Origin of the sequence: Formosa algae, from assembly GCF_001439665.1 — a bacterium.
GTDB classification, from domain to species: domain Bacteria; phylum Bacteroidota; class Bacteroidia; order Flavobacteriales; family Flavobacteriaceae; genus Formosa; species Formosa algae.
Genome location: NZ_LMAK01000070.1, coordinates 1 through 4378, shown reverse-complemented (window position 1 = coordinate 4378; position 4378 = coordinate 1). Strand labels below are relative to the sequence as shown.

Annotated in this window: 3 protein-coding genes; all 3 read left to right on the top strand. The window is 31.0% G+C overall.

Going from position 1 to position 4378, the window contains the following annotated elements:
• The first annotated feature begins 713 nt into the window (after window positions 1-713).
• Window positions 714-2942, top strand: a complete 2229-nt coding sequence (locus tag AST99_RS15220) for an NADP-dependent isocitrate dehydrogenase (protein ID WP_057783171.1) — start codon at window positions 714-716, stop codon at window positions 2940-2942.
• 118 nt (window positions 2943-3060) lie between these two features.
• Window positions 3061-3882 (top strand): N-acetylmuramic acid 6-phosphate etherase, encoded by an 822-nt coding sequence (gene murQ, locus AST99_RS15215; protein ID WP_057783169.1) that lies wholly within the window; start codon window positions 3061-3063, stop codon window positions 3880-3882.
• Window positions 3869-4114 (top strand): DUF6095 family protein, encoded by a 246-nt coding sequence (locus AST99_RS15210; protein WP_057783167.1) that lies wholly within the window; start codon window positions 3869-3871, stop codon window positions 4112-4114. The genes murQ and AST99_RS15210 overlap by 14 nt, the downstream gene beginning before the upstream one ends.
• Window positions 4115-4378: the final 264 nt, after the last annotated feature.

The following is a 4378-nucleotide window of genomic DNA, read 5'->3' as shown; positions in this document are numbered from 1 at the left end:
ATTAAAACGTTATATAAAATTAAAGTTTTAAAAGTTCTTTTAAATTGTTTTTTGAGATTTATATATGACATGTATTTGCATAATAAATCAAATGGTTTTAAAAAGAAGTATTGCTGGTCAATATTAAACTATTAAAACAAAGATGTTTTCAATAATAAATCAACGTAAGTTAATGAATTACAGAAAACGATGTTTTTACAGTGAGTTTGTGTAAAATAAAACCAATGGAAAAACATAAAAAAACAAAATAAAAGAGAAACATTTAGTAATTAGTAAATACATTTTGAACGTTACATATTAAATGTTTCATTTTTGAAATAGTGAAGTTTTTAATGAAAACTAGTAAGATTTAATTCTGAACGTCATCAGCTCATAGACTGATACATTTTAAATACTATTTCAGAGAAAGCCATGTCAGTATAGTTAAATAACTATCGTGATATGGCTTTTGTTTTGCCTTAAATTGACTTTTACAAAACCTTTAAAACATATAATTTTAATTATAAAACCTTAATATCACAGAAACACAATACATTTCCTAAAATAGTATTGTATCACTAAAAAAAACAAAACCTTAATACACTAAAAATAACTAAAAGCGAAGTACTTCTACGAAATCGATATAATTAAACGTATCCTTTTTTGTATATTTGCAATCCACGAAAATGTCTTTTAGTTTTCGACAAAAAAAAATTACTATAAAACAAGTTAAAATGGCATACAGCTCACGTATTATTTACACAAAAACAGATGAAGCTCCGGCTTTAGCTACTTATTCTTTTTTACCTATTGTTCAAGCTTTTTTAAATCCTTCAGGAATTAATGTTGAAACTAGAGATATCTCTTTAGCAGGACGAATTATAGCTAACTTTTCAGACTTCCTAACAGAAGCGCAGCAATTACCAGATGCTTTGACAGAGCTTGGTGAATTGGCTAAAAAACCTGAAGCCAATATTATTAAATTACCTAATATTAGTGCTTCTGTGCCACAACTTAACGCTGCTATTAAAGAATTGCAAAGCCAAGGGTATAAATTACCAAATTACCCAGACGAGCCTAAAACAGACGCAGAAAAAGATATTAAATCTAGATACGATAAGATTAAAGGTAGTGCTGTAAATCCTGTATTACGTGAAGGAAACTCTGACCGTAGAGCTCCTAAAGCAGTAAAAAATTACGCAAAAAAATATCCACACTCAATGGGTGCTTGGAGTGCAGACTCTAAAACTCATGTAGCGACAATGAGCGCAGGAGATTTCGCTAACAACGAAAAATCTGTTACGCTTAATGATTCCACATCTGTAAGCATTCAATTTGAAGATAAAAATGGAAATACAACTGTATTAAAAGATAAATTAAACCTTTTAGCAGGTGAAATTATCGATGGCACAATAATGAGTAAAAAAGCGTTAATCTCATTTTTAGAAGCTCAAATTAAAGATGCTAAAGATAAAGATGTATTATTATCGTTACACATGAAAGCTACTATGATGAAGGTTTCAGACCCTATCATCTTTGGTCATGCTGTACGCGTGTTCTTCAAAAATGTTTTTGCTAAGCACGAAGACACTTTTGAAAGTATTGGTGTAGACGTTAAAAATGGTTTTGGAAACTTATTAAGTACTATTGAAGTTTTACCAGAAGAAAAACGTAACGAAATTCTTGCAGATATTGATGAAGCGTTTAAAAACGGTCCAGCATTGGCAATGGTAAATTCAGATAAGGGCATTACTAATTTACACGTTCCTAGTGATATTATTATCGATGCATCTATGCCAGCTATGATTCGTACATCTGGTCAGATGTGGAATGCTGAAGGAAAACAAGAAGATACTAAAGCTGTAATTCCAGATAGTAGTTACGCTAGTATTTATCAAGCAACTATAGACTTCTGTAAAGAACATGGTGCTTTCGATCCTACAACTATGGGAACTGTTCCTAATGTAGGTCTTATGGCTCAAAAAGCTGAAGAATATGGTTCTCATGATAAAACTTTTGAAATCGCTGCAGATGGTGTTGTTCGTGTAATTGATGCAGATAATAACACTTTAATAGAGCATACTGTTGAAGCTGGTGATATTTGGAGAATGTGTCAAGTAAAAGATGCACCTATTCAAGACTGGATTAAACTTGCAGTAAGCAGAGCTAGAGCTACAGAAACGCCAACCGTATTCTGGTTAGACAAAAACAGAGCTCACGATGCTGAATTAATTAAAAAAGTAGAAAAATATTTACCAGATCACGATACTTCTGGATTAGATATTAAAATATTATCTCCTGAAGAAGCAACGCACTTTACACTTGCAAGAATTAAAAAAGGTGAAGATACTATCTCTGTTACAGGGAATGTATTACGTGATTACTTAACAGATTTATTTCCAATTTTAGAATTAGGAACAAGTGCTAAAATGTTATCTATCGTTCCTTTAATGAATGGTGGTGGTTTATTCGAAACTGGTGCTGGTGGATCTGCTCCTAAACACGTACAACAATTCTTAGAAGAAAATCACTTACGTTGGGATTCTTTAGGTGAATTTTTAGCTTTAGCTGTATCTTTAGAACATATGTCTGAAACAACTAAAAATGATAAAGCTTTAGTTTTAGCAGATACTTTAGATGAAGCAACTGGAAAATTATTAGATAACGGAAAATCGCCTTCTCGTAAAGTAAACGAATTAGATAACCGTGGTAGTCATTTTTATTTAGCATTATATTGGGCTCAAGCTTTAGTTAATCAAACTAAAGACGAAAGTCTTAAAGCTATATTTACAGATGTTGCCAAAGCATTAGCAGAAAATGAAAATAAAATTGTTAAAGAACTAAATGCAATTCAAGGAAGTCCTGTAGATATTAAAGGGTATTACTTACCTAGTACAGATCTAACCACTAAAGCGATGCGTCCAAGTACTACATTAAATACTATATTAAGTACGATATCTTAGTCAACGACTTAAGAATTAAATAAATATATCACTAAAAAAGACTCCTTAATTGGAGTCTTTTTTATTTTAATTAATAATTACTTAGCATTCGTTTTTTATTAATTTTTATATTTGCGCTATGAATTTTATTAAAACTACAGAAGCAAATTCTAAATACAATAATTTAGAAAAAATGACTGTTTCGGATCTATTAATCAACATTAATAATGAAGATAAAACAGTTCCTTTTGCTATAGAAAAAGCACTACCCCAAATAGAAATACTAATCAAACAGATTGTTACAAAACTTAAAAAGGGAGGGCGAATTTTTTATATAGGAGCTGGTACAAGTGGAAGATTAGGTGTTGTAGATGCTTCAGAATGTCCACCTACTTTTGGTGTGGACTCTAATGTTGTAATTGGTATAATCGCTGGTGGAGATCAAGCTATTAGGGATGCTGTTGAATTTGCTGAAGATTCAACTACAGAAGGTTGGGAAGATTTACAACAACATCACATTACAACTAATGATGTGGTCATTGGTATTGCAGCTTCAGGAACCACACCTTATGTGATTTCTGCCTTACAAACGTGTAATGCAAACAATATAGTTACAGGCTGTATAACATGTAATGAAAATAGTCCACTGTCATTAACTGCACAATATCCAATAGAAGTTATAGTTGGACCAGAATTCTTAACAGGGAGTTCAAGAATGAAAGCAGGAACTGCTCAGAAATTAGTTTTAAATATGATTTCTACAGCTTCTATGATTCAGTTAGGAAAGGTTAAAGGCAATAAAATGATCGATATGCAATTAAGTAATGATAAACTTGTAGATCGCGGTATAAAAATGATTATGTCTGAAATAAACGTACCTTATCAAGAAGCTGAAGAACTTTTAATGCTCCATAAAAATGTAAGAACAGCAATTACCTTTTACAATAATGGAAACAGATAAAACAGATAAAACAGATAAAGACATTCTTGTTGAAGGACTGAAAAAAATGGGGATTTCCTTAGCTTGTATGCTCTTAGGACCAACATTACTTCACATAGCATTAACCAATAGAGAAAAGCCCTTATTTATACCTATTTTGATCGTAGGCATTATAATTTGTGCACTCGCCATGTATTTTGCTTTTAGAGGACTCATGACGATAATGGACAGCATGTTTAAAAAGAAAAAGTAATCTATATCTGTAATAATTATAGAAAACAACAAAGCCTAACATTAATTTGTTAGGCTTTGTTGTTCTTGTGAGATAAAATAAAATTCTCAAAATATCTTATCGGTATATTTTAAAATAATATTCCAGTCTAAATCAATTTAAACTAAATCAGGAAGAAACCTTAAAGTGGTATCCAAACATTTCATATTATAAAGATGGAATGTAATATTTAAGCATAGTAGAAAAAGAAGATAAAACACAAAATACAGTCTAAATAGGCCTTGA